Consider the following 23472-nt stretch of genomic DNA (forward strand, 5'->3'; position numbering starts at 1 on the left):
GGAATTTACCGGAAAAACATTCATCGACTGGGCAAAGTCACATGGTATATCCATAGATTATATTCAAGCGGGCAGCCCATATCAAAACGGATATATTGAACGATTTAATCGCACCTATCGCACAGAGGTACTAGATTTATATCTATTTAATAATCTGGAACAAGCAAGAAAGGTAACCGAAGAATGGCTAACCATTTATAACACGGAAAGACCTCATGAAGCATTAAATAATATGACGCCGATTGAATATAAAACCCTAAAACAAGCAGCATAATTTTCTACTTGAATCTTGTACTAAGTTTGGGGTATTTACACTAAGACCACATACAGTCATTATGGTAATCAGGACGGAATATCTCCATAGCTTTGTCTTGTTACAAGAATTTCATTGTCAGCACGAAAACAATGGTTTGCTGATCATTCCATTTCTGCTATACCAGTTTTTACAAAGAAAAAGCGGATTCTGGTCAAAATCCGCTTCAATACTTAATTATATTTAAAGATTTGTTAAAGAAATTAATCGCAAGCTATTAGATTGAGACTGATTGCTTATGCTTCTTCTTCAACTCCATAGTATTTGGTACCGATTTTAATAGGTTCTCTGCCTTGCTCACGTCGCCATGCGTTACTGTCACGTAAAGAGTAGGCACAACCACAATATTCCTGCTGATAAAACTGTTCACGCTTACTGATTTCAATCATACGCTGGCTGCCACCGCCTTTACGCCAGTTGTAGTCCCAGTAGGTAAGGTTAGGATATTTCTCTGCTGCGCGTTTACCGCAGTCATTAATTTGCTGCATATTTTTCCAGCGCGAAATTCCTAATGAGCTGGTAATAACCGAAAAACCGTTCTCGTGTGCATATAAAGCAGTGCGTTCGAAGCGCATATCAAAGCACATAGTGCAGCGGATACCACGCTCAGGTTCAAATTCCATGCCTTTAGCACGTTCAAACCAATTGTCCATATCATAGTCAGCATCCACAAAAGGAATATTGAATTTATCAGCAAAAGCCTTGTTTTCATCTTTGCGAATTTCGTATTCTTTTTTGGGATGAATATTAGGATTATAAAAATAAATGGTGTAATCGATACCTGAGGCCAGCATTGCTTCCATTACTTCACCGGAGCAGGGGGCGCAGCATGAGTGTAGCAATACTTTATTTGCGCCATTAGGGAGAGTTAATTTAGGGCGCTGTACCGCTGTGGTAACTGGTTGTGGATTCATTGATGTGATTTCCTGATATTTGCTATTTTTCTGAAGAGATTTTAACAAAGCTGCCAGCACAACAACATAGTCGGAAAGAAAAAAAGCGTTCAGATATCTGAACGCTTGTATGAGAAGGCTGTTTTACAGCACCGCTAATGCCTGCTCGTAATCCGGTTCAGTTGTGATTTCAGCCACTAGCTGGCTATGTAATACCTGATTGTTTTCATCCAGCACAATTACAGCGCGGGCACATAAGCCAGCCAAAGGGCCATTGCTCAGCTTAACACCGTATTGATCCTGAAATTCAGGATGACGGAATGTTGATAAAGTTTTTACCTGATCCAGCCCTTCAGCACCACAAAAACGTGCCTGAGCAAAAGGTAAATCAGCAGAAATACACAATACAACGGTATTGGACAGCTTGGCTGCGGCTGCATTGAAATGGCGTACTGACGCAGCACAAACACCTGTATCTACGCTGGGAAAAATATTCAGTACTTTACGTTTGCCGGCGAAGTCTGCAAGTGATATTTCATTCAGGCTGGCATCGGTAAGGCTGAATGCCGGTGCCGTGCTGCCTGCTTGTGGAAACTGGCCGCCTACTTCTACGGGTGTACCTTGCAGGGTAACTGTACTCATGATTGTATCCTTTGATGTTTAATCTGGTTAATAAGGTGTAGGCTTATTGTGGGGGATTGGTGGGTAACTGTCAAAGTTTATCTATGCTGATTACAGTTGTTAAAACATCAGCGCATAAGCAGAGTCAATTAATACAACTAGCCAGCAAGCATTGCTGTTACAGGTATTGCTGTATTCAGGCTGAATGCAAACTGGCTAGCAGAAAAAATCTTTAGATAGAAGCTCAGCGCCGTACAAAATGCAGCAAATCATAAGCAATATCGTTTTTACTGCTGATATGACTGCTGCTTTCTATTCGCAGCCATTCAGTGGTGTCAATTGCTGGAAAAAAAGTGTCACCCATTACGCTCATATGAATTCTGGTTAAGCGTAAATCTGTGGCCAGCGGCATCGCCTGAGCGTAAATTTGCGCTCCGCCCATGATGATGATTTCCGGGCAATCCGCCAGTTCCTGAATCGCCTCTTCGATACTGTGACACAAAATAGCTCCGCTGAATTGCTGCTCTTGCTGCCGGCTAATAACGTAGTTTGGCCGCCCCGGCAGCGGTTTCTTCGGTAGTGATTCCCAGGTTTTGCGTCCCATCACCACAGGCTTTCCCATGGTGTAATTTTTAAAAAATTCAAAATCTTCAGGTACGTGCCAAGGAATACAGTTGTTTTCACCGATACAGTTATTGTCAGACAGTGCGGCAACTAAGGTAATTTTATTGTGTTTATTCATACTGCTACAGGGGCTTTAATATGAGCATCCGGATGATAATCAGAAAGCGTGAAATCTTCAAACTGGAAAGAAAACAAGTCATTAATCTCGGGATTAAGGTGCATTTGCGGCAGCTTTTTCGGGCTGCGGCTTAATTGCAGCTTCGCCTGTTCAAAGTGATTGCTGTACAGATGAGCATCACCCAGTGTATGAATAAATTCACCTGCTTTTAAATCACATACCTGAGCAATCATCATTGTCAGCAAAGCATAGCTGGCAATATTAAACGGTACGCCCAGAAAAATATCCGCACTACGCTGATAAAGCTGGCACGACAGTTTGCCTTCGGCAACGTAAAACTGAAACAATGCATGACAGGGAGGCAAGGCCATTTCGTCTACTAAAGCCGGATTCCATGCAGAAACAATCAGGCGGCGACTGTCCGGATTGGTTTTAATCTGTTGCAGCAGATTACTTATCTGATCGATATGACGGCCATCCGGAGCTGGCCAGCTACGCCACTGATAACCATATACTGGTCCCAGATTGCCATCGGCATCAGCCCACTCATCCCAGATAGAAACATTATGCTCGTGCAAGTAGCGGATATTGGTATCACCACGTAAAAACCACAATAATTCGTAAATAATAGAGCGTAAGTGCAGCTTTTTAGTAGTGAGCACAGGAAAGCCGTTAGCCAGATTAAAGCGCATCTGATAACCAAATACTGAGCGGGTACCAGTGCCGGTACGGTCTGCCTTATCTACACCGTGGTCGAGCACGTGTTGCATTAAATCAAGATACTGTTGCATGCGGATTATCCAATACAAAATAGGGCAATTGTAGCTTAAATTGATACAGACTGGCTGATACTGCTGTTTGTCACTGCCTGCCATGCAGCGGCAATCAGGCCGGCATCATTATTTTTTAATAATGCAGCATCTGATAACATGCGCCGCCACTGGCGTGCACCATGCAGGCCGTGCATCAGCCCCAGATAATGCCGTGCCATATGGCGTAAAGAATTATCTGGCTCAGCCAGTTGCTGCTGCGTATAGTCGATTAACTGCTCAACCAGCGCATCGTATTCAACGGCAGGCTGCCTGCTGCCATAAAATTCAGCATCCCAACTGCGCATCAGCATCGGATTATGATAAGCCTCGCGCCCAACCATCACACCATCAACATATTGCAGATGCTGGCTGATTTGCTCATTAGTAGTGACACCACCATTAAGAATAATTTCCAGATCAGGAAATTCCTGTTTCAGACGATAAACATAATCATAACGTAGTGGCGGAATATCACGATTATCTTTGGGAGATAAACCCTCGAGCCACGCATTGCGCGCATGCACAATAAAAATGCGGCAGGCTGTTTGCTCGCGTAATGTACCCACAAAATCGGCCAGCGGCTGGTAGGCGGTTTCTTTATCCAGACCAATGCGGTGCTTGATAGTTACCGGAATGGATACAGCTTCCTGCATCGCATTCAGACATTGCGCTACCAGCGCAACTTCACGCATCAGACAGGCACCAAAGGCACCTTGCTGTACCCGCGGGCTAGGGCAGCCACAGTTCAGATTGATTTCATTGTATGCATAACCGGCAGCAATTTTTGCTGCCTGCGCCAAAGCAGCGGGGTCACTGCCGCCTAGCTGCAAGGCAATTGGCTGCTCCTGTGGGTGATAAGCCAGTAATTTATCGCTATTACCATGAATGATTGCATTGGCATTAATCATTTCCGTATACAGCCATGCGTTTCTGGAAATCAGTCTGGCCATATAGCGGTAGTGCCTGTCTGTTAAGTCCAGCATGGGTGCCACAGACAAGGTTCTTTTCGGCTGAGGGCTGTTATCAGGCTGACAACCACCACCTTGCACAGAAACATCTGTACTGCTTAACTGTTTACTTTCTTGCATAATCCAGCATTCTTAAAACATCAGTGAAATCAAGCTGATCCAGAAACTCAGCTCAGCCTTCACCCTAATCATTTTCTCATAAAGCTAGATTATACATGGCTAAATAAGCAGCTTACCTTAACTGCATGCTAAAAATGAATCTTTGCATCAATCTCTAATTATTTATGTAGTTTAACGCAGTGGCACTTCAGACTTAATCAACCTGATTTGTTTCCTACCCTGTTTTTTCTTGATATGGTTTTGCAGCCATAATTCATGTTGTGCTTTGCAATTCGGACCTAAATAAATATTATCAATATAATCTTCTACATTAGTATATTCAACGTATAGACTAGTAGTGGACTGGTAGTCTTGAGGTTCTACAATCTTATCATCTGCAATATGAGTGATATAAATCATACGGCATTCATCTTCGTCTTCGAAAGCGGCATGTTTTATCAGACAGGAAATGGGTAAGACGGCCAAACTAAGTAATTGCTCCAAATTGGGTATCTTTTGCAATTCTTTGTTATTTAAAAGTTTACTCATTAATTTTCTTATTATTTTTAAATATGTGCGAATAAATTTAATTTGTTTTTCTTCTTTTAATAGATTAACATATTTTTGCCGTTTATTGTCTATGTAAGAATGTTTGTTTTTTTTAATTAATTTATAAATTTTGCTTTCCGTTTTATTGTCTATGTAAGAATGTTTGTTTTTTTTAATTAATTTATAAATTTTGCTTTCCGTTTTATCGTCTATGTAGTTTTTTTCATCATACATCTCCAGAGAAAACGATTGTTCATTGCGTTTGGCTAGAGACATATATCCAGTTTTGGGGTCAAAATACAGGCAACGATATAAAGGCAGAGGATGAAGTGTATCGTTACTTTTATTTTCTGCTTGTATAGTTTCAAGTTTTATTTGTTTATTACCGACGGATATAATAGACTCAATGCCCGCTAGTGCTATTTTATTCCTGGTACTGCGCTTTGTATCCAGATCAAAAAAATTTCGACTCAAAGCAATGCTTACGCCGGAGCCTGGGATATTCTCTTCATTACCATATAAACGAAACTGATTTAAAGAATTATGATTGAAAGTAAAACTGGCTAAAAAGCTTTTAATTTCATTATTCGGATTATTGGTAATATTCAGCCAGTTGGTTAATACCTTATTTTCACTGGGATCATTCATAAAATCGACGATATTCAGCCGGAATTTACTGGGATTGCTTCCTTTAAGCAGATTAAACAAGACTGCCGGCTTGGTATAATGGGCAACGCGCCGTTCTGGCTCTTTTGCTTTTGTGTTATCATTATGTGAGTTTTTTAGCTTGAAAGAAACTAATAATTTATCTTTTATATCATCAACTAACGTACTAATCTTCTCAATTTTATTAATTGATTTTTGTAATTTACTTTTCTTTGAACCAAGGCTAGGTTTGTTAGCAATTAGTTCTGATATTACTCTGGCGGAAACATAAGTATCAGGCTCAGAACTATAATATTTGACTTCATTATAATAATTTCGTGCCTTCTTGTTAATCTTCTTGTTAATCTTCTTGTTAATCTTCTTGTTAATCTTCTTGTTAATCTTCTTGTTAATCTTCTTGTTAATCTTCTTGTTAATCTTCTTGTTAATCTTCTTGTTAATCTTCTTGTTAATCTTCTTGTTCATCTTCTTGTTCATCTTCTTGTTCATCTTCTTGTTCATCTTCTTGTTCATCTTCTTGTTCATCTTCTCTTCATCTTCTCTTTCATCCTCTCTTTCATCTTCTCTTTCATCTTCTTTTTTTTATGAAAAAAATAAATATTAGCTAGATGGTACTGAGCTTTAGAGTAGACTAGCTGAGAATCACTTTCTAAAATATTTGAAAAAGACTTAATTGCTTTATTCAAATTTTTTTTACATTCATAAATTTGACCCAAATTAAATTGAGCCTTTGCATATATCTCATTCCCATTATCACGTGTAATTTGCTTGAGTTTTTTAATCAACGCCTTAATCTTCTTCATTACTATCCCTGTTTTAGCTGGTTTCAGATTTTTGTTATCATACTTTATGTTGTTGACTAAAATAAATTTTTCTTGTTTAAGTTTAACGAAGAATTCTATTTAAAAACCATCTTCAAAACTGCATATGACTATTGTTGATATAGCAGGTTTTATCTTGCCTGAAATAAAGCACTGTAGCGTGGCAATTATTAATGTGTAGTTATATGTATAACTATATGTTTAGGTTAATTAATTGTGTGATTTGCTTATTTTGTAATGATATTTGTAATTAGCTGCAAATGTTGGTTTTAGCCATTGCAGGCGAATGATTGTCTCTCTAAGATAAGTTTTTGAAGGATAAAAATTTACCGGTAGTTTAATTTATTACTGTTGTAAACTGTAAACAAACAGAATGGAGATGGTTATGAGTGATAATGGATTCGTTGATAAAGCTAAAGGCGAAGTAAAAGAAAATGTTGGTAAGGTAGTTGGTGATACTAAAACCCAGTCTGAAGGTATGGTGGACAAGGCTGTTGGTGGTGTCAAAGACGCTGTTCATGATGTGTCTAATGCTATAGATAGTGCCGTGGATTCGATTAAGAAAAAATTTCAGGATTGACGCAGAATAAATGAAACCGCTCTATATGAGCGGTTTTTTGCTGCATTCAATATAAGACGATGAATAATTCATCACTCAAACAAAAACTTAATATTATAAAAGTTAATTGTTTTTTAAATCATATTCATATCCTTGAATTAGCTCTGGATATTTGTTAATGATTCTTTCAGTTGCCTCTGACACAATAAGATCACGATAATTAGAAAACAAAATCAAGCCTAACAATATTGTTGTCATTATCAGAGCTATAATTTCGATAATTAAAGGGAATTTATGGATTAACATCAATATTAGTGAAATACTGAAAATAGTAATCGTCCATGTCGTGATTTTATTTTTAACCAATTTTATCGCTGTGCCACTACTGGTGCAGGTTTTTGGTTGCGTAAATTGATTGATATAATGGTAGCTAGCGCTATTTTCATCCCATATAATTCTTTTTAACCCCTTGTGCATGACCCCTTGTGCGACATAAAGATCAAGCAGCAATTCAGGATCATCACTAAAATTTTTTTCCCAATGATCAATCTGACTCAAGTCAAGATATTTTAAATAAGGTACTTGTAGTAAAGTTAATTTTTGTTCCAAAATGCTGGCGTTTCTTTCTTTTAGTTCTTTTCTGTTATGTAGTAAGTAATCTGAAATTTGTTTCGTTTTTTCTTCCGATGGGATGAATCTATGTATAAAAATTTCTCTTAATAAGCTTGAAGATGAAAATATCGAAACAGATTTAATCAGAGAAAGGATACTCATAGGCTGATAATCAAATATAGTATGAATTCAAAATTTACTTATTATAATCTTTAAAATACTGTTAACCATTAAATTCTGACCACTATTGATTTCTATTGCAATAATATACTAAGCAAATTGCAGTTTTGCAGTTGACTATCTCGCTATTAAAAATAAAATTTATACTTTGGTCGCCTACAGATAGTTCAGATGTATTAATGCTATAAGAAGATAATACCTAGTGCTCATAGTTGAGGATATTACAATCGAATATTGCAACCGTAATCATCCTTAATGTCAGGCAGTGATCGCATTGAATATCGACATCATCAAAGAATCTGCTGACTTAGGTTGATCATGGTCAGCATAGTGGCTTAAGCCAACAATAGTGTACATTATGACAATGTCAATATAATGACTTTCTTGTAGTAGCACCCTTCAAACTTTACATGACGTTATAAGTACTTGAGATTTTAGTTATTTTCAGCTGAGCTGATTTTTTAAACTCAATTCAGCAAACATCAGCTTAAGCGTATGGTTTTCAGCTTCCAGTTGTTTAAGCGTTTGCTATATTAGGTTTCCATACTACCGTATTTATTGCGCTGTTTATAAAAAGTTGACTTCCCCATACTATATTTACGGCAAAGTTCTTTAACAGGAATAGCGGCTTGAGCATCTCATAAAATAAATACGAATTGATATAGTATTATTTATTTCATGTTTAAATCCTCTGTGACTTAATAAAAAGAATTTTTTACGTTTATGCAGTATTATTTTATGAAATATTTTCAGTTTAAACAATTACCTAAACTAGTTTTAGATGCTTAAGACGAATAACTGTTACAACGGCTTTTTTAATCAGGTAGTGCCGGATAGTGATGGCAAGAGCTAGGATAGTCGGGTTTGATTTTAAGCTGATGTGGTTGCAATAATATTTTGTGGCAGTCTGATTTTATAGATAGGATTGATGGCCAGTTAAATGGTGGTTTAAAGGAAATAAATATTCTGCTAAGAGGGTATATTTGGTCATGGAGTTAGGAGGGGTGAACTGGTGGATATTAAGATTTTACGTTATTTTCTGGCGCTGGCTAAACAGGAAAGTGTGACTGCTGCGGCCGATTATTTGCATATTACCCAGCCAACGCTGTCGCGCCAGCTTATGGAGCTGGAAGATGAGCTGGGGCGTAAGCTGTTTATCCGTGGCAGCCGGAAAATTATGCTGACTGAAGACGGCATGCATTTGCGCCAGCGTGCTGAGGAAATTCTTGAGCTGGTGCACAAAACTGAAGCTGAATTTCATAAGTCTGATAAAACGCTTAGTGGTGATATTTATATTGGCTGTGGTGAAACAGATGCTTTACGACCGGTAGTAATGGTGATTAAGGCGATGCAGTTGGATTATCCGCATGTTCGTATTCATATTTATAGTGGTAATGCGAATGATGTGACGGAACGGATTGATAAGGGCTTACTGGATTTCGGGGTATTGATTGATCCTGCTTATCTGAAGAATTATGAATCTTTGTGTCTGCCGCAGAAGGATAGATGGGGGGTATTGATGAGAAAAGATGATGCGTTAGCTGAGCGTGATTTTATCCGGCCGGAAGATTTATGGAACCTGCCGCTGATTATGTCGAGACAGAAGTATGTGAGTGACAGTATCGCCAGATGGATAAAAAGGGATTATGACAAGCTTGATGTGGTTGCTACGTATAATCTGATTTTTAATGCGGCGTTGCTGGTGGAACAGAATGTGGGCTATGCGCTGTGTCTGGACAAGCTTATTAATACGACCGGGGAAAGTATGTTCTGTTTCAGGCCACTGGAGCCGCTGCTGGAAGTTGATGTGAATGTTGTCTGGAAAAGATATCAGTTATTTTCACGGGTTTCTGCTCTGTTTTTGCAACGCTTGAAGGCAAGTTTTTGTGTTTAGTGGTGGAATCTGCGCTTAGTTTTATGTAAGGCTATACCTGCACGCATAAGCTAAGCTTATGGTGCAGGTAGGAAGAGATATTTTTAAACATTGATGTTATGTTTTTTTGTCATGCTGTGGTGTTAATGCAGATTTGCCTTAAAGAATGAAACCAGTTTGTCAAATGGAATCAGGTTGACGCGGTCGTACAGATCAACGTGTCCCGCATTTTTGACATAGTAAAGCTCTTTAGGTTCGGCAGCGCGGCGGTAAGCATCTTCGCTGAATTCTTTGGAATGGGCTTTATCACCGGTGATAAATAATAATGGTCGCGGAGATATGGTTTCTATGTCGTTGAAGGGGTAGAAGTTCATGAATTTGGGGTTGCTGGTCAGGGTGGGATGGGTGGTTAATTCAGGTTGAGAGCCAGCCGGGGTAAATTCGCCACGCGCGGTGCGGTAAAAATCATAAAATTCATGTGCAATTGGGCTGTCTTTGGCGGTAATTTGCCCTTTATTGATGGTGCCACCGGTATATAAAGTTTTACCGCCGGTAAATTCTATGTAACGCTGTTCTGCTGCTTGCTGAAGAATTTGTTTTCTCTGTTGCAGGGTGAGTGAATGATTGAGGCCATTGCGAGTTGCGGCACCCATGTCGTACATGCTGACTGTGGCGATGGCTTTGAAACGCGGGTCGATTTTGGCGGCGCTGATGGCAAAACTGCCACTGCCACAAATGCCGATTACGCCTATGTTGTTGCGGTCTACAAAAGGCTGGGTACCTAAAAAATCTACAGCGGCACTGAAATCCTCGCTATATACGTCGGGCAATACGGCATTGCGTGGTTGTCCTTCGCTTTCACCCCAGTATGATAAGTCGATTGCCAGTGTGACAAAGCCCTGTTCGGCCATTTTGGTGGCGTATAAATTGGCGCTTTGTTCTTTTACTGCGCCCATGGGATGGCCGACAATGATGGTCGGGTATTTTGTGTTTGCTGCTAATGTTTTCGGTGTAAACAGATTACCAGCCACTTTCATTTTATACTGATTGAGAAAGCTGACTTTCTGCATGGTTACTTGTTTACTTTGATAAAAATTATCTGCGTTGTTTGACATATTGGCTCCGATTGATAGTGGGGGAAACAGTCCGAAAAAACTGAGACATATGGTTATAAAAATTTTCTTTTTGAGATAAAGACTGATGTTTTGCATGATTGGGAAGTCTCTTTGTTGAATCTGGTGAAGAATAATTTATGAAAAGGGTTTAGCTGTTGCGCGGGTATATAGTGCAAAGCTGGTTTTCATGAGTAGTAGTGCTGCGATAAAAATTAATGCGGAACTTAAGAAAATTCCCGCTATGCCCTGATGGTCATAGATGATGCCGCCTATGGCCGCAGCTAAGCCGATGGCAAATTGTATGGCTGCCACAGACAGGCCGCCCATCATTTCGGCTTTGTTGGCCAATGTAATGGCTATCCATGTTGACCAGCCGACAGGCAGAAAACCAAACATGAAACCCCATGCAACAATAAGTGCTGAATCGGTGGCCGGATTGTTGTGGCTGAACAGTAATGTGACAGCCAGAATAAATAAAATGATGTGGCTGATTATCATGCTTGGTTTAAAGTGTTTATGCATTATCCATCCGGCGATAATGGTGCCGGCAAAATTGCCGATGCCGAAAATCAGTAACAGTATGGATAAGGTATTAGCTGGCAGGGAAAGTGTATGTTGCAGAAAAGGTCTTAAGTAGGTGAAGAAAATATGATATCCGCCATAGCTGAATATGGTGGCCAGTATTCCGGTGGCTACCCATGGCTGCTTTAAGAGTAAGAGCATCTGTTTAAAGTTGCTATCAGCTTGCGCTGGCAGGTCGGGTAAGGAGAAGAATTGCCAGATAAATGCGGCAACGCCTAAAAGTGCGGTGAGCAGGAAGATGCTTCTCCAGCCGATGATGTTGCCCAGATAACTGGCCAATGGCAGGGAAATGATGGTGGCCACGGATACGCCGGCGTAGACAATGCTGAGCGCACGCGAAACCTCTTTTTCCGGTACCAGTTGTATGGTTACGGCGGATGCTAGTGACCAGAAGCTGCCGACACACAGTCCTAATAGGCAACGTCCGCTAAGCAGTAGAATATAGTTTGGGGCAAAGGCAATTAATGTATTTGCTGCTATTAACATGGCAGACATGATTAATAAGACTGTGCGCCTGTTGGTGGTTTTGGCTACTGATGACAGGAAGAGGCTGGCTATTACAGCAAAAATACCTACAGCGGTAACAGTTTGCCCTGCCATGCCTTCAGTGATGTTCAGGGATTTGGCTATTGGCGTTAGCAGGCTAATCGGGACAAATTCGGCGCTGATGAGGCTGGTAACGCCCATAAATAATGAGAAAACGGCAGACCAGTGTGCTGTTGCTGGTGGCTGATGGGTTTGCTGCTGCATTGTTGCTGAGTCTCCGTTATCTGGTTTGCGCAATTGATGTGGTATTCATTTTTTAGAGTTGTGTAGGCATTTACTATGTTTTTTGTGGATGTTTTATTGGCTGATTGATACTTTCATGCTGTTTTGAAAAGTATAAGTAGCTAAAATTTCTATGTAAAATACTTATACTTTATGGTAATTAATGCCTGAAAAGCATGGCTTGGTGACTTTTTAAGGATGATATGTACTGAAATTTGCTTGGGGGAGTGAAGTAAATGCTGGCTTTAGATGACGAAGATAAGTTAGTGAAAAATTGATAGATGATGCAATTTGCTTGTAGTTGGAAATCAGATTTGGTATGAAAGCATTGCTGTTGTTTTTCTGAAAAATGTGTTTTTTATTGCTGGTGGCAAGAATAAGCAGGGTTTTGAGGCCAGAGGATGCTGAAAAAGAAAAAGCCCTGTGGTAAACAAGGCTTTTTGATTTGCGTTAATATGGTGAGTGCGCTGTTATTCCCACTCAATGGTAGCAGGTGGTTTGCCGCTGACATCGTAAACCACGCGGTTGATGCCGCGGACTTCGTTGATGATGCGGTTGGAAACGCGGCCAAGTAAATCGTACGGCAGGTGTGCCCAGTGGGCGGTCATGAAGTCGCTGGTAATAACTGCACGCAAGGCTACTACGTATTCGTAGGTGCGGCCGTCTCCCATGACGCCTACGGATTTTACCGGCAGGAAAACGGCAAATGCCTGACTGGTCTTGTCGTACCAGGATAAGCCGTCTTCATCGCAGGTGTTACGTAATTCTTCGATAAAGATATGGTCGGCACGGCGCAGTAAGTCGGCATACTCGCGTTTAACTTCGCCCAGAATACGCACGCCCAGACCGGGACCAGGGAAGGGATGGCGATATACCATGTCGCGTGGTAGTCCCAGAGCTACGCCTAGTTCGCGCACTTCGTCTTTGAAGAGGTCGCGCAGTGGTTCCAGCAGTTGCAGGTTGAGTGTTTCCGGCAGGCCGCCTACGTTGTGATGGCTTTTGATGGCATGCGCTTTTTTGGTTTTGGCGCCGGCGCTTTCAATTACATCGGGATAGATGGTGCCTTGTGCCAGCCATTTGGCGTTTTGGCGTTTGCCAGCTTCGCGCTGGAAGACTTCGACAAACTCGGCACCGATGATTTTGCGTTTGCGTTCCGGGTCGGTTTCGCCTGCGAGTTTTTCGAGGAAATCGGCAGAAGCATCGACGTGAATTACGTTTACGCCAAGGTTTTTGCCGAACATGTCCATAACCATTTGCGCTTCCTGATAGCGCAACAGGCCATGATCAACGAACACGCAGGTAAGCTGATCGCCGATAGCTCGGTGAATCAGGGCAGCAGCTACGGATGAATCCACGCCACCGGAAAGACCCAGAATAACTTCATCGGTACCTACCTGCTCGCGAATTTTGGTAATGGCTTCTTCGATGTAGTTTGGCATTGTCCAGCTTGGTTTGGCCTGACAGATGTCCAGTACAAAACGGTTAATTAATTCACGCCCTTGTTTGGTATGGGTAACTTCGGGGTGAAACTGGACGCCATAGAAGTGTTTTTGCGGGTTTTCGATGATGGCATAAGGGCAGCTAGGGGTATGACCAATGCTTTTAAAGCCGTCTGGCAGTTTGCTTACTTTGTCGCCATGGCTCATCCATACATCCAGTGTGTTAGGCTGGTTGTCGAAAATGCCATTGGTAAACTGGCTGTCTTCTGTATGCACTTGAGCATAACCGAATTCGCGCTGGTCACCACCGCTGACTTCACCACCCATGGTATGTGCCAGCCATTGCATGCCATAGCAGATGCCAAGAATAGGGATACCCAGATTAAGGATTTCTGGATCGGCCTGATAGTCTGATTCGTATACTGAATTGGGGCCGCCAGACAGGATAATGCCTTTGGGGGCGAATGCCTTGATGTCGGCAATGGGCATGTCGAATGAATGTAATTCACAATAAACATGAGCTTCACGTACGCGCCGGGCGATGAGCTGGGTTACTTGTGAACCAAAATCGAGAATTAAGATTTTATCCTGATTCATGCTAGGCTCTTGACAGGTGTTTGAGTATGAAGCGAGTTATTTTAACACTTTTCTGCTTTTATTTCTGCAAGTGCTCTGTATGCGGAAAACTAATATTGTGAAAAATAGGCTATCTATCTGGATAAGATGATTAATGTATTTGTTTTGTGGCTGCTGTTATTTGGCTTTGCTGGTTGAATATGATTATGGTTTTTACGAGTTTATGGATATTGGTTGGTAATCAAGCCTGATTGAATTATGTTGTTGTATGGTTTTTTTATTCTGCTTTTCTCTTCAATCTTGTGCCAGAAATTTTAGGATTTTGATAAACGGGTTCTGATAGCAGTAATTTAAGCTTTTATCTAAAATGGTTTTATTAAACTTTATATAGAAATGAGCTTTTTTGTTAATGATGGGATTAGATGTAAATGTTATGTAGAATTCAATGACGTTAATATCTCTGCGGCTTTCATTTGTAGTTTTGATAAAGTTGGCTGGTTTTAGATAGTAGATATCTATTTTTAGTGCTTCTGTGTAAATAGCGTTGGGTGTGAAATAAACTTGTTTGATGCTAGGTTTGTTTTTGTATGGCTAGAAGCAATGACGGTGTTTATTGCAGATAATAAAATATTACTGCATTAGAATTTTCATCATTTGTTGAGATTGTTCGTCCAAAAAGCAGGGATGTTCAAACACTCACTGTGACTGAAAGCAGATAAATGTTTGTGTACAGGTTTTTAAATTGTAGTGCCAATCTCGTATATTTTTAAATCTTTGGGTTGGTAGTTCATATTGTTCCTGTATGTTATTTATTCTTCTGATGAGAATGGAGCTGAATTTATCGGCATTTACGCGGGCTTTCTCCTTTTAATTCTTCGTTGGTGTGGAGATCATAAATACGAATGGTAGCTTTGGGAAAGGCTGTACATAGTGAATTTTTGAAGGTGTAAATACCTGTTCCATGTGCTAGCAATTTCGCTTTTGGTAATAAATCCTGCCCGTTTTCATCCTGTACGATAATGCGATAATCTCCGTTGACAGTTATACATCCGCTCAACAATAACAGTCCTAAAAGAAAACCAGTTTTTTTCATGACACAATTCTCCAAATTATTTTAAAAACAATATTGTAGTTGTTGATGCTTATTTTAATATGTTTTATTGATTTCTAGAAAGTGATGTATACAGAAATATAGGATTGGATGAATTAGTGAGAATGGGAGCGGACGCAGGGAAACTGATTTAATTAAAATGAATTCTATGTGCTTATAGATTTGATTTTATGGGTGAAAGGGTTGAGATTGAAATTATTTTTGTGTTTAAGTTTTTATTTAAATAGGGGAATTGATGTTTTTCAATTTCCCTATTTGCGATTTTATGGTCAGACATGATTTAACGCGCCTGTTTCATTAGCCGTTGTTTTTCACGGTTCCAGTCTTTTTCTTTACTGCTTTGGCGCTTGTCGTGCTGTTTTTTACCTTTGGCTAAGCCCATGTCGATTTTTACATAGCCATGGCTGTAATGCATGTTGACGGGTACGAGGGTATAGCCACTGCGTTCTACTTTGCCAATCAGTTTGTTGATCTCAGACTGATTCAGTAGAAGTTTCCGCTGGCGTACCGGATCGGGTTTGACGTGATCAGAGGCGGTAGGTAATGCAGTGATGTGGCTGCCGACTAAGTAGAAGGCACCTTTTTTCCACTGGATATAGCTTTCCTTGATTTGCACGCGGCCGGCGCGAATGGCTTTGACCTCCCAGCCTTCAAGAACGATGCCGGCTTCTATCTGTTCTTCAATAAAGTAATCGTGAAAGGCTTTTTTATTGTTGATAATGCTCATATTGGTTTTCTGTTACGCTGTATTTTGTGTCTATTTTAGCAGAAAGAATGGGTAATGGAGACAGATTACTAATAAAGCTGATGGGAATAGATGGAATAAATAAAAAACCGATTGGGTTAATCGGTTTTTTATCTGTTTTAGTTTTCAATTTCCTGTTGATGTGTTTCTGGTAGCAGCAGGACGGCGAGCATGCTAAGCACGCAGGAGACGATCAGAAACCAGCCAACGTATACGGTACCCTGTAAGCTGTATTCTTTAACTAACCATGCGGCGGTAAAGGGTGTGAGTGAGCCGCCCAGGATGCCGCCGAAGCTGAAAGATATGGCTGCGCCGGTATAACGTACGTTGGTAGGAAATATTTCCGGTAAAAAGGCAGCCAGTGGTGTCCATAGAATGCCCATAACAAATAAGGAAAAGGACAGAAATATGGCGGCAACAGCAGTACTGTCACAATTGATTAAATTACCGTAGAAGCAACCGATTATTACGGTTAGGATGCCACCAGTTAAAAATATCGGACGGCGGCCGATTTTATCGGAAAGCCATGCTGAGACGGGCGAACCTAAAGCCATAAATACTATGGCACCCATCAGGATGAATAGGTAATCAATTTTGTTAAACAATGGTGCGCTTTGCCATGGATGTTGTGTGGTGGCATATTGCAGGGAAAATACAGTAGACAGAAAAAACAGGGTAAAGCATGACATGGCCGCCAGTGAACCAAGGATAAGCTGTTTGTAATGTTTACGGACGGTATCAGCCAGTGGCACTTTTACTGCATTCTGCTTGGCAACCATGCTGCGAAAGGCATTGCTTTCAATAATGGACATGCGGACATACATGCCAAGGCCAACTAGTACTATGCTCAGTAGAAAGGGAATACGCCAGCCCCAAGCCATCATTTGTTCGTTGCTCAGGCTTTTGGACAGAATAATAAATATCAGGCTGGCGGTGATGAAGCCGATAGGAGGCCCGATTTGTGGAAACATGGCGAAGAGGGCGCGTTTTCCTCTTGGGGCATTTTCGGTAGCCAGTAAGGCGGCACCGCCCCATTCGCCACCCAGCCCAAGCCCCTGACAGAAGCGCAGGATGCATAAACAAATTGGTGCAAAGATGCCAGCTTGTTGGTAGGTTGGCAGAAAGCCAATCAGGGTGGTGCTGATGCCCATTATCAGTAAGGATGCAATCAGGGTGGTTTTGCGGCCGATTTTATCGCCGAAATGGCCGAATAGTGCTGCACCAATGGGGCGGGCGATAAAGGCGATGCCAAAGGTGAGAAATGAGTGCATGACGGCAAGTGCCGGATCCTTGTTTGCAAAAAACAGGGTGTCCAGTACCAGTGCGGCGGCCAGACCGTATATGTAGAAGTCGTAAAATTCTACGGCTGTACCTACCAGGCTGGCAACGGCAACTTTAGTAGGGGAATTTTGGGTGATTTGAGGTGCAGGCTTGGGCTGCGATGCAGGCGTGTTAGTCATAATTTTTCTTGGATTCAGGGTTAAAAAAAGCTTGTATATGAAAATGCATACACAAGCTTTTGTTTTGGAATAAGCTGACTTAAGCAGCTAAATTAGTTTTTGTCCTGATCAACCAGTTTGTTTTTGGCAATCCATGGCATCATGCTGCGTAGCTGGTTACCAACGATTTCAATCGGATGTTCGGCGTTCTGGCGACGACGGGCGGTCATAGACGGGTAGTTGGTGGCACCCTCTACGATAAAGGATTTGGCATAGTCGCCGTTCTGAATGCGTTTTAATGCTTCACGCATTGCCTGACGTGAATGTTCATTCACTACTTGCGGACCGGTGAAATATTCACCGTATTCTGCATTATTGGAAATGGAATAGTTCATGTTGGCAATACCACCTTCGTAGATTAAGTCTACGATTAGTTTCATTTCATGCAGGCATTCAAAGTAAGCCATTTCGGGGGCATATCCGGCTTCTACTAGTGTTTCAAAACCGGTTTTGATTAATTCAACCAGCCCACCACACAATACTGCCTGTTCGCCGAAGAGGTCGGTTTCGGTTTCTTCTTTAAAGGTTGTTTGGATAACACCACCTTTGGTACCACCATTGGCTGCTGCATATGATAAGGCGATGTCGCGAGCTCGGCCGGTTGCATCCTGATGTACGGCAATCAGGCTGGGTACACCGCCGCCTTTGAGAAATTCGCTGCGTACGGTGTGGCCGGGGCCTTTGGGTGCAATCATCACTACGTCCAGATTTTTGGCTGGAATAATTTGGTTGTAATGAATGTTGAAGCCATGGGCAAAAGCCAGAGTGGCATTGTCTTTGAGATTGGGGGCAATTTCATTTACATATACTGCCGGCTGAAATTCATCTGGGGTAAGAATCATGACTACATCGGCAGCTTTGGTGGCTTCGGCCACTTCACGCACATCGTGCCCTGCATTGGCTGCTTTATGCCATGAGTTACCATTTTTGCGTAAGCCTACGATTACGTTAACACCTGAATCTTTCAGGTTGGCGGCATGGGCATGACCTTGTGAACCATAACCAATAATGGCTACGGTTTTGCCTTTGATTAATGACAGGTCGGCGTCTTTATCATAATAAACTTGCATTGTTATTCCTTTAGTTTAATGCTTTGATTCTATAATTGATGTTTGGGTATGGCTTTAAGCCGGTAATTTTGTCAGCGTGCCTGATTAAATACGTAACATACGTTCGCCACGGCCTATGCCGGCTGCACCTGTGCGAACTGTTTCCAGAATCAGTGGTTTGCCCACGGTATCCAGAAAGGCATCAAGTTTGTTGCTGGTGCCGGTGATTTCTACGGTATAGGTTTTATCGGTAACATCAATAATTTGTCCGCGGAAGATATCCGCCAGACGCAGTATTTCATCTCTGTCTTTACCAGTAGCGCGCAGTTTGACCAGCATTAGTTCGCGTTCGACATATTGACTGTCATTGAGGTCGATTACTTTGATAACTTCAATCAGTTTGTTTAGCTGTTTAGTTATCTGTTCCATTACCATGTCATTACCGCTGGTGACTATTGTCATGCGTGACAGGGTATTGTCTTCTGTGGGAGACACGGAAAGAGAGTCTATGTTGTAGGCACGGGCTGAAAACAAGCCAACGATGCGGCTCATGGCTCCAGACTGATTTTCCATCAGAATAGATAAAATGTGTCTCATGATGCACTCCGGCTATTCTGTTCGCGGTCATTGGTTGCAGTAATCTGGGTTTCATTCATATGTGGTGGCAACACCATTTCGTCCAGTCCTTTGCCATTGCCTACCATCGGGTAGACATTCTGGCTACGGTCGGTAATGAAATCCATGAATACCAGTCGGTCTTTCAAGGCAATGGCTTCTTTTAGGGCACCTTCTATGTCGGCCGCCTTCTCGACGCGGATACCGATATGGCCGTAAGCTTCGGCTAGTTTGACGAAGTCAGGCAATGATTCCATATAGGTTTCTGAGTAGCGATTTTCGTAATATAACTCTTGCCACTGGCGAACCATGCCGAGAAAGCCATTATTCAGGTTGATTACTTTGATGGGCAGACGGTACTGGTAACAGGTGGATAGTTCCTGTATGTTCATTTGAATGGAACCTTCACCGGTGATACAGAATACGTCTTCCTCTGGTCTGGCCAGTTTGGCGCCCATGGCATAAGGTAAGCCTACGCCCATTGTGCCCAGACCGCCGGAATTAAGCCATTGGCGCGGTCGTTGAAATGGGTAGTATTGGGCTGTGAACATCTGGTGCTGGCCGACATCAGAGGTAATGAGTGCATTATTGCTGGTAAGTTTGGCCAGTGTCTGGATTACTTGTTGCGGTTTAATGGATTCGTTTGTGTTTTCAAACCATAAACTGTTATGGCTGCGCCAGTTTTCAATGGTTTTCCACCATCTTTCCAGTGCATTGCTGTTAAATGCCATATTCTGTTTCTGCCATAGGGCAAGTAAATCAGCAAGGACGTTTTTAACATCACCAACAATTGGTACATCTACTTTTACGCGTTTGGCAATACTGGACGGGTCAATATCTATATGGATGATTTTTTTGCCATCATCGGTAAATTTGTCTGGTACTGAGATAACACGGTCATCAAAACGTGCACCTACCGCGAGTACGACATCCGCGTTTTGCAAGGCCTGATTACCTTCGTAGCAGCCGTGCATGCCTACCATACCCAGAAATTGGCGATTGGTGCCGGGGAATGCGCCTAATCCCATCAGGGTGGATACACAAGGTATGCCGGTAGATTGGATTAAATCGGTGAGGACATTGCTGGCATTGCCCAGTATTACACCGCCGCCAAACAGGATAATCGGACGTTTGGCCGCAGCCAATACCTGTGTAGCTTTTTTTATCTGACCGGTGTGCCCGTGGATAACGGGTTGATAGGAGCGGATATTGATGTCTTCTTGCGGGTAGCTGAATTTTGCCATTGCCTGAGTAACATCTTTGGGTACATCGATAACCACTACTCCCGGCCGGCCGGTACGGGCAAGCTGGAATGCTTTTTTTATGGTTTCGGCTAGTTCGCTGACGTGTGTTACCAGAAAATTATGTTTGACACAGGGTCGGGAAATACCAACGGTGTCTACTTCCTGAAATGCATCGGAACCAATGGCTGGTGTGCCAACCTGACCTGAAATGACTACAAGGGGTACTGAGTCGGAATTGGCTGTGGCAATGCCGGTGATAGCATTAGTGGCACCGGGGCCGGAAGTAACCAGTGCTACGCCGATTTTTTCACCATTACTGGCACGTGAATAGGCATCGGCAGCGTGAACTGCGGCCTGCTCATGCCTGACAAGTATGTGGCGAAATTTTTTTAACTGAAAGATGGCGTCGTAAATTTCGAGAACTGCTCCGCCGGGATAACCGAAAACATATTCTACATTTTCAGCTTTGAGACTCTGCACGAGTATTTGTGCACCTGAAAGTTGCATATCAACCTCTTATGTTCTAGCCATCCGACTGATACGTTGCCAATGCATCTTCATCCGGTAAGATTTAATAGATGTAAACAGCGATTTAGGGTACGCGAACACACCTATTGTGATGAACTGTTGGCGCTGCATCCGGTAGTCGGATTAGCAGGTTTGGGTTAGTTAAATGAGTGTTTACGATAAGACAGGTATTGGTGTTAAGCAAGTGCTAATTTTATGAAAAATACTGCTTTTATGGTTTTTTTGATTTATTTTATGCTTATTTTTATTATTATTGAGCAATATAATGCTTAATTTGGACAAATTTAACTGTTTATTTTGATTAATTTGTCCAAATTTGAAGATATTATAGGTTTTTATAAATTTTTAAATTTTAGACTTATTGTCTATTTGTCAAATCATTTAATAGATAATGATATGGGCACCTGCTGCCTGTGCCAGTTGTATGAGTGTTGAGCTATTCATGTAGGCATGGGCAAGGTGGGAAATATTGGCAACAATGGGTAAATGGGTAATTTGTCTAGCTTTAACTATTGCTTCTACATCTAATCGATATGGGGCATTGCGTTCCAAACTTAGTGTTCCTGCTTCACCCAGCATCAGGTGATGATTGCCTTTAAGGGCGATGTGTTCGGCAGCAATTAGCCAGTCATCAACTTGATGATGTTTGTCTTTGCATAATACCACCGGAATGTTTAAACAACCTACTTCATTAAGCAGAGTACGATTTGACATCAGTTCTCCTCCGAGATAAATAATATCTGCTTCTGCCTGCAAGGCTGGTTCGAGCTGGCGCACATCTCTGATACGTAACCAGACTGATTTACCGGCCTGATGCGCCTGTTTAATCTGTTGCTGCATGTTTGTACCGGTTTGCAGTGGCGGTGTATAGGGTGAAGCAGTCTGGTAGAAGGGGTCGATAAATATATTGGTGTTTTGGGGAAATTGTGAGCCTGTCATGCTGGCTACCTGATGACATTTCTGTCCGCCAAACTGTTGTCCGCGTACGGTGATGATTGTGTCTTGAGGCTGGGTTTCGCGGCTGATAATGCGCCAGTCCTGTAGTATACGCAATGCTTTTTCAACGCCGGGGAGTGCCTCCAGCTCGCGTGGTTCAAATACTCTTTCGTCGCCAACTGCACCGATAATGGTACGTTCTTCGCCGTGAGATATGTGCTCGTGCAGTCCGCGTTGGCGGATAAAGGTAATGACGTTGCTGATCTGGGGTTCGGTTGCCTGACGCTGCATTACGATAATCATGTCGGAATTCCTTGAGAGATGTGTTCTGATTGTCAGAAAAAATCAGGATGCTGACAAGTGGCGATTACTAGTAATCAGAATGAGACTTTTAAGTTTAGAATCTTTGCGATTATGGTAATAGTGCAACAGTAATAGTAAACTATTGTTATAGATAAGATGTATTTATGTTTTATGTGTTAACTTGCGTGAGGAAATTTCAGCGAGTTTCGTAATGCGAAACCAGTAAAAACAGTTCAATCAGGGATGAATAAATGAAAACAAGAAGACTGTTGTTTATATTATTGGTAGTACTGGTGTTGGTGGGGCTGGCAGTGTGGATTAATATGCGGAGCAATACTGCATTACCGGATGGTTTTACTGGTGGTAATGGCCGCATGGAGTTAAAAAGGTTGGATGTGGCTACTTTGTATTCTGGCAGAGTAGTGGAAATTAAGGTGGATGAAGGGGATATGGTGGTCAAAAATCAGGTTTTGGCTGAATTGTCATCTGATCAGACCACTAGCAAACTGGCTGCTGCACGTGCGGATAAGCAGCGCGCTCAGGAAAGTGTATCTAGGGCTGAGGCGGAAATTGCAGCCCAGCAACAGTCATATAAAATTGCGCAGATGGATCTGGATAATGCGCGCCAGCTTAAATCAGATGATTTGGTATCTTCGCCGGAATTGCGCCGGCGTCTGGCTAATAGAGATGCTGCTCTTGCCAGAGTTAAATCGGCACAGGCAGCACGTGCTGAAGCACAGGCTGCGGTGAAGCAGGCACAGGCACAAATTGATGCTACTTTTTCAGCCAATAATGACATGCTGATTCGGGCACCTAAAGCCGGCAGAATTGAGTATCGAATTGCCGAAGCTGGTAATGTGCTGGGCGAAGGCAATAAGGTTGTATCGCTTCTGGATCCAACTGATGTGACGTTGTCGGTCTATTTGCCAACAGATACTATTGGTAAGCTGAGGCTTGGGGATGAGGCAAGGATTGTACTGGACGGGATGAATGCAGTATGGCCGGCAAAAGTGGATTTTATTGATTCTAATGCGCAATTTACGCCCAAATTTGTGGAGACGTTAAACGAGCGGCAAAAGCTGATGTATAAGGTTAAGCTAAAAATTCCGCCGCAGATTGCGTTGCAATACAGTGGTTTGCTCAAGGGTGGCTTAACAGGTAACGGCTATATCCGTTTTGATAATAGTAAGGCGTGGCCACAGCAATGGCAAGTTAATTTACCTAGTGTGAAACAACCAGCCAAGGGTGCCTGAG

General features: G+C 42.0%; 22 protein-coding genes. 4 read left to right on the plus strand and 18 right to left on the minus strand.

What is annotated here, in order from left to right:
- The coding region (locus BHC51_RS02155) for an integrase core domain-containing protein (RefSeq protein ID WP_143558734.1) at positions 1 to 274 on the plus strand (274 nt) is incomplete at its 5' end.
- Positions 275 to 549: 275 nt separating this feature from the next.
- Here the strand turns inward: BHC51_RS02155 and BHC51_RS02160 are convergent.
- From BHC51_RS02160 to BHC51_RS02190, 7 genes are all read right to left on the minus strand, one after another.
- Positions 550 to 1227, minus strand: coding sequence for an epoxyqueuosine reductase QueH (locus BHC51_RS02160; protein ID WP_100100002.1), 678 nt, complete (start codon positions 1225 to 1227; stop codon positions 550 to 552).
- A 123-nt stretch (positions 1228 to 1350) separates the two neighbouring features.
- The gene (gene tpx / locus BHC51_RS02165; RefSeq protein ID WP_100136197.1) at positions 1351 to 1848 is read right to left on the minus strand and encodes a thiol peroxidase; all 498 of its coding nucleotides are present in this window, start codon (positions 1846 to 1848) and stop codon (positions 1351 to 1353) included.
- A gap of 223 nt (positions 1849 to 2071) precedes the next feature.
- Complete coding sequence (locus tag BHC51_RS02170) at positions 2072 to 2569, minus strand: dihydrofolate reductase (protein ID WP_100153205.1); 498 nt, start codon at positions 2567 to 2569, stop codon at positions 2072 to 2074.
- Positions 2566 to 3360, minus strand: coding sequence for a thymidylate synthase (locus tag BHC51_RS02175; protein WP_100153206.1), 795 nt, complete (start codon positions 3358 to 3360; stop codon positions 2566 to 2568). Before BHC51_RS02175 ends, BHC51_RS02170 begins: the two co-directional genes overlap by 4 nt.
- 35 nt (positions 3361 to 3395) lie before the next feature.
- Positions 3396 to 4469: a tRNA dihydrouridine(20/20a) synthase DusA gene (gene dusA / locus BHC51_RS02180; protein WP_100153207.1), complete on the minus strand. Its 1074-nt coding sequence runs from the start codon at positions 4467 to 4469 to the stop codon at positions 3396 to 3398.
- 171 nt (positions 4470 to 4640) lie between these two features.
- Entirely contained in the window at positions 4641 to 6128 is a 1488-nt protein-coding gene (locus BHC51_RS12380) for a hypothetical protein (protein WP_143558736.1), read from the minus strand.
- Between the two features lie 56 nt (positions 6129 to 6184).
- Positions 6185 to 6466, minus strand: a complete 282-nt coding sequence (locus BHC51_RS02190) for a hypothetical protein (protein ID WP_100153208.1) — start codon at positions 6464 to 6466, stop codon at positions 6185 to 6187.
- Between the two features lie 403 nt (positions 6467 to 6869).
- Here BHC51_RS02190 and BHC51_RS02195 point away from each other — a divergent pair, with 403 nt between their 5' ends.
- Positions 6870 to 7064: a CsbD family protein gene (locus BHC51_RS02195; RefSeq protein ID WP_100100009.1), complete on the plus strand. Its 195-nt coding sequence runs from the start codon at positions 6870 to 6872 to the stop codon at positions 7062 to 7064.
- Between the two features lie 102 nt (positions 7065 to 7166).
- Here the strand turns inward: BHC51_RS02195 and BHC51_RS02200 are convergent, their stop codons facing one another.
- On the minus strand, positions 7167 to 7817 hold the full coding sequence (locus tag BHC51_RS02200; RefSeq protein ID WP_100153209.1) for a hypothetical protein: 651 nt from the start codon (positions 7815 to 7817) through the stop codon (positions 7167 to 7169).
- A gap of 1030 nt (positions 7818 to 8847) precedes the next feature.
- Here BHC51_RS02200 and BHC51_RS02205 point away from each other — a divergent pair.
- Positions 8848 to 9729 carry a LysR family transcriptional regulator gene (locus BHC51_RS02205; RefSeq protein ID WP_100153210.1) on the plus strand — a complete coding sequence of 294 codons (882 nt, stop codon included), beginning with the start codon at positions 8848 to 8850 and terminating at the stop codon, positions 9727 to 9729.
- 122 nt (positions 9730 to 9851) lie between these two features.
- Here the strand turns inward: BHC51_RS02205 and BHC51_RS02210 are convergent, their stop codons facing one another.
- From BHC51_RS02210 to BHC51_RS02255, 10 genes are all read right to left on the minus strand, one after another.
- Complete coding sequence (locus BHC51_RS02210) at positions 9852 to 10823, minus strand: alpha/beta hydrolase (protein ID WP_218966364.1); 972 nt, start codon at positions 10821 to 10823, stop codon at positions 9852 to 9854.
- Positions 10824 to 10958: 135 nt separating this feature from the next.
- Complete coding sequence (locus BHC51_RS02215; RefSeq protein ID WP_100153212.1) at positions 10959 to 12155, minus strand: MFS transporter; 1197 nt, start codon at positions 12153 to 12155, stop codon at positions 10959 to 10961.
- A 488-nt stretch (positions 12156 to 12643) separates the two neighbouring features.
- A complete protein-coding gene (guaA, locus tag BHC51_RS02220; RefSeq protein ID WP_100137173.1) occupies positions 12644 to 14209 on the minus strand; it encodes a glutamine-hydrolyzing GMP synthase in 1566 nt (521 codons plus the stop codon).
- A gap of 817 nt (positions 14210 to 15026) precedes the next feature.
- Positions 15027 to 15281, minus strand: coding sequence for a hypothetical protein (locus tag BHC51_RS02225; protein WP_100100017.1), 255 nt, complete (start codon positions 15279 to 15281; stop codon positions 15027 to 15029).
- 298 nt (positions 15282 to 15579) lie between these two features.
- Positions 15580 to 16026 (minus strand): SsrA-binding protein SmpB, encoded by a 447-nt coding sequence (gene smpB / locus BHC51_RS02230; protein WP_100135369.1) that lies wholly within the window; start codon positions 16024 to 16026, stop codon positions 15580 to 15582.
- A gap of 137 nt (positions 16027 to 16163) precedes the next feature.
- A complete protein-coding gene (locus BHC51_RS02235; protein WP_100153213.1) occupies positions 16164 to 17504 on the minus strand; it encodes an MFS transporter in 1341 nt (446 codons plus the stop codon).
- Positions 17505 to 17596: 92 nt separating this feature from the next.
- Entirely contained in the window at positions 17597 to 18613 is a 1017-nt protein-coding gene (gene ilvC, locus BHC51_RS02240) for a ketol-acid reductoisomerase (protein ID WP_100100020.1), read from the minus strand.
- An 84-nt stretch (positions 18614 to 18697) separates the two neighbouring features.
- Positions 18698 to 19189: an acetolactate synthase small subunit gene (gene ilvN / locus BHC51_RS02245; protein WP_100123824.1), complete on the minus strand. Its 492-nt coding sequence runs from the start codon at positions 19187 to 19189 to the stop codon at positions 18698 to 18700.
- Positions 19186 to 20958 carry a biosynthetic-type acetolactate synthase large subunit gene (gene ilvB / locus BHC51_RS02250; protein WP_100153214.1) on the minus strand — a complete coding sequence of 591 codons (1773 nt, stop codon included), beginning with the start codon at positions 20956 to 20958 and terminating at the stop codon, positions 19186 to 19188. Before ilvB ends, ilvN begins: the two co-directional genes overlap by 4 nt.
- Positions 20959 to 21360: 402 nt before the next feature.
- The gene (locus BHC51_RS02255; protein ID WP_100153215.1) at positions 21361 to 22218 is read right to left on the minus strand and encodes a chorismate mutase; all 858 of its coding nucleotides are present in this window, start codon (positions 22216 to 22218) and stop codon (positions 21361 to 21363) included.
- 251 nt (positions 22219 to 22469) lie between these two features.
- Here BHC51_RS02255 and BHC51_RS02260 point away from each other — a divergent pair, with 251 nt between their 5' ends.
- Positions 22470 to 23471, plus strand: a complete 1002-nt coding sequence (locus BHC51_RS02260; RefSeq protein ID WP_100100024.1) for an HlyD family secretion protein — start codon at positions 22470 to 22472, stop codon at positions 23469 to 23471.
- Position 23472 lies beyond the last annotated feature (1 nt).

Source organism: Snodgrassella alvi, assembly GCF_002777745.1.
Lineage (GTDB): Bacteria > Pseudomonadota > Gammaproteobacteria > Burkholderiales > Neisseriaceae > Snodgrassella > Snodgrassella alvi_D.

What these genes read in the sequence shown, in the direction of transcription:
- BHC51_RS02225 (WP_100100017.1), bottom strand. Translation starts at nt 15,281, where the DNA reads ATGAAAAAAACTGGTTTTCTTTTAGGACTGTTATTGTTGAGCGGATGT.
- tpx (WP_100136197.1), bottom strand. Translation starts at nt 1,848, where the DNA reads ATGAGTACAGTTACCCTGCAAGGTACACCCGTAGAAGTAGGCGGCCAG.
- BHC51_RS02260 (WP_100100024.1), top strand. Translation starts at nt 22,470, where the DNA reads ATGAAAACAAGAAGACTGTTGTTTATATTATTGGTAGTACTGGTGTTG.
- BHC51_RS02215 (WP_100153212.1), bottom strand. Translation starts at nt 12,155, where the DNA reads ATGCAGCAGCAAACCCATCAGCCACCAGCAACAGCACACTGGTCTGCC.
- ilvB (WP_100153214.1), bottom strand. Translation starts at nt 20,958, where the DNA reads ATGCAACTTTCAGGTGCACAAATACTCGTGCAGAGTCTCAAAGCTGAA.
- BHC51_RS02235 (WP_100153213.1), bottom strand. Translation starts at nt 17,504, where the DNA reads ATGACTAACACGCCTGCATCGCAGCCCAAGCCTGCACCTCAAATCACC.
- BHC51_RS02210 (WP_218966364.1), bottom strand. Translation starts at nt 10,823, where the DNA reads ATGTCAAACAACGCAGATAATTTTTATCAAAGTAAACAAGTAACCATG.
- smpB (WP_100135369.1), bottom strand. Translation starts at nt 16,026, where the DNA reads ATGAGCATTATCAACAATAAAAAAGCCTTTCACGATTACTTTATTGAA.
- BHC51_RS02175 (WP_100153206.1), bottom strand. Translation starts at nt 3,360, where the DNA reads ATGCAACAGTATCTTGATTTAATGCAACACGTGCTCGACCACGGTGTA.
- BHC51_RS12380 (WP_143558736.1), bottom strand. Translation starts at nt 6,128, where the DNA reads ATGAACAAGAAGATTAACAAGAAGATTAACAAGAAGATTAACAAGAAG.
- BHC51_RS02190 (WP_100153208.1), bottom strand. Translation starts at nt 6,466, where the DNA reads ATGAAGAAGATTAAGGCGTTGATTAAAAAACTCAAGCAAATTACACGT.
- dusA (WP_100153207.1), bottom strand. Translation starts at nt 4,469, where the DNA reads ATGCAAGAAAGTAAACAGTTAAGCAGTACAGATGTTTCTGTGCAAGGT.
- ilvN (WP_100123824.1), bottom strand. Translation starts at nt 19,189, where the DNA reads ATGAGACACATTTTATCTATTCTGATGGAAAATCAGTCTGGAGCCATG.
- BHC51_RS02200 (WP_100153209.1), bottom strand. Translation starts at nt 7,817, where the DNA reads ATGAGTATCCTTTCTCTGATTAAATCTGTTTCGATATTTTCATCTTCA.
- BHC51_RS02195 (WP_100100009.1), top strand. Translation starts at nt 6,870, where the DNA reads ATGAGTGATAATGGATTCGTTGATAAAGCTAAAGGCGAAGTAAAAGAA.
- guaA (WP_100137173.1), bottom strand. Translation starts at nt 14,209, where the DNA reads ATGAATCAGGATAAAATCTTAATTCTCGATTTTGGTTCACAAGTAACC.
- BHC51_RS02255 (WP_100153215.1), bottom strand. Translation starts at nt 22,218, where the DNA reads ATGATTATCGTAATGCAGCGTCAGGCAACCGAACCCCAGATCAGCAAC.
- BHC51_RS02160 (WP_100100002.1), bottom strand. Translation starts at nt 1,227, where the DNA reads ATGAATCCACAACCAGTTACCACAGCGGTACAGCGCCCTAAATTAACT.
- BHC51_RS02170 (WP_100153205.1), bottom strand. Translation starts at nt 2,569, where the DNA reads ATGAATAAACACAATAAAATTACCTTAGTTGCCGCACTGTCTGACAAT.
- ilvC (WP_100100020.1), bottom strand. Translation starts at nt 18,613, where the DNA reads ATGCAAGTTTATTATGATAAAGACGCCGACCTGTCATTAATCAAAGGC.